At 54.6% G+C, this 2166-nt stretch carries 2 protein-coding genes; both read left to right on the top strand.

Annotated features, from left to right (window positions below):
* Positions 1–103 precede the first annotated feature (103 nt).
* The gene (locus V6S97_RS29005; RefSeq protein ID WP_334428434.1) at positions 104–961 is read left to right on the top strand and encodes a sugar phosphate isomerase/epimerase family protein; all 858 of its coding nucleotides are present in this window, start codon (positions 104–106) and stop codon (positions 959–961) included.
* A 97-nt stretch (positions 962–1058) separates the two neighbouring features.
* On the top strand, positions 1059–1997 hold the full coding sequence (locus tag V6S97_RS29010) for a substrate-binding domain-containing protein (RefSeq protein ID WP_334428435.1): 939 nt from the start codon (positions 1059–1061) through the stop codon (positions 1995–1997).
* Positions 1998–2166 lie beyond the last annotated feature (169 nt).

Here is a 2166-nt window from a genome sequence, read left to right on the forward strand (position 1 = left end):
AAAGACGGCGTGCAGATCGAGCGCATCGCAGAGGCCATTCTCGTCTCCGGTCAGACCGGAGCATGGGAAAATATCGAACAATCTGCCGTCTAAGGAGCGCTCCATGACCATTAAACTTGCAATGCATACATGGCCTTATGCCAGCAATCCGACATGGCTGCCGGCCTACACGCTCGAAGAAACTATTCGGCGTGTAAAAAAGATCGGCTATGACGCAATCGAAATCGGTTTGGCCAGCCCGCACGTCTTTCCCCAGACTTTGAGCGCTCAGCGCAGGAAGGATTTGGGTCAAATGTTGAAAGACTATCAGCTGGAACTGGCGGCAACCCTGCCGGCTCATGGCGGTGGACCTGGCAATAACGTCGCTTCGCCCATTCCTGAAGAACGCCGTTGGGCCATCGACAATTACAAGGACACGGTGCGGCTGACGTCCGATTGGGGCGGCAATCGCGTGATCTGCCTGCCTGGCTGGTACATCTTTGGCACCACCTACCGGCAGGCGTGGGATTGGGCGAGGGATGCGATCAGCGAGATCGCTCGATTTGCACAGGACTTCGGCGTCGAGATCGTCATTGAGCCCACACCGGAAGACAGCAACATCGTGAATACTTGCGACAATACCATCGACATGATGAAGGACGTTGGCGAAGCAAATGTAAAGCTGATGTTCGATGCGCACCACGTTCTGGCTGAGAAGGAAGTGATGAGCGACTACGCCTATACCATGGGCAAGGACCTCGTCCACATTCACGCATCGGACAATGACCGACTTCCACCAGGTATGGGGCGAGGTGATTGGCCGGCCCTGATCGATGCTCTCTGGGAAACAGGGTTTGACGGTTATCTGTCGATGGAATGCGGTTTCCACAAGCGGGGTATCGAGCCTGATTGGGTTGCTCGAGTCTCACTGGAGTATCTCAAGCCGCTCGTTGACGCTGCAAATGCTCGCAACTCGAAGTGAGTAAGTAAACGACGGCATTTTTTGGCCGCCCCTGGGAGTGGGCGGTCCGGCTAATCTGGGTGCCGCCGGACACCGGACAAAAAAAAGGGGAATTGATATGAAACAATGGATTCTTGGTGCAACATTGGCGACTCTCGCCGCGTCGGTTGCTCATGCAGGTGACATCGGGGTCACGATTTCTCACAGTGACTCCAACCTTGCTGTTCTGGTTCAGGGTATCAAGGATGAAGCCGCGAAAGTAAAACAGCCGCTTCAGGTCGAATTTGCCGAAGGCGACGTGAACAAGCAACTGTCGCAGGTTCAAAACTTCATCGCAGCGGGTGTGGACGCTATCATCGTCAATACTGTCGAGACGTCAGCTACACCGGCAATGACGAAGATGGCTGCTGATGCCGGCATCCCGCTGGTCTATGTGAACAATACGCCGAGCGACGTAAAGACCCTCGGCCCCAAAGCCGCATTTGTCGGATCCGATGAATATGTTGCGGGAACCCTCCAGGCAAAGGAAGTCTGCCGCGTCCTTAAAGAAACGGGTAAAGCGAAGGATGCAGGTATCCTGATCATCCAGGGCATCCTGGCGAACGAGACAGCCGTATTGCGAAGCAAGGCCGTTCACGATGTAGCCGCTACGCCAGATTGTAATTTCATGAAGATCATCGATGAACAATCGGCGAACTGGGACCCTGTCAAGGCGCAGGATCTGATGACCAACTGGATCACCGCTGGTTACAAACCGGCTGCCGTTCTCGCCAATAATGACGAAATGGCGATTGGCGCCGTTAATTCGCTGAAGGCGGCTGGCTGGGACATGAAAGATGTCGTCATCGCCGGTGTCGATGCGACACAGGAAGCGATGCATTACATGCAAAATGGCGACCTGACCGTAACCGTCTTCCAGGACGCACTTGGACAGGGTGCGGGATCGGTTGACGCGGCTATCAAGCTTGCGAAGGGCGAGAAGGTTCAATCACCATTATGGATTCCCTACGAGTTGGTCAATCCGGCGAACGTTGAACAGTACCTGAAAAAGAACTGATCACGGTCAACCGGACCGATGTATCCAGCGCGGATGCATCGGTCCCTGTTGAGATTACGCCAGAACAGAGAGAGTACATACGATGACGACTCCATCGGAAGCCACGGCTGTGGCGGAAAAGCGTGCACCGAAAAGGAAGTTCCAGAGCGAGATGTCGATGCTGGTTGTG

This window comes from Agrobacterium sp. CCNWLW155 (assembly GCF_036888815.1).
Lineage (GTDB): Bacteria > Pseudomonadota > Alphaproteobacteria > Rhizobiales > Rhizobiaceae > Agrobacterium > Agrobacterium radiobacter.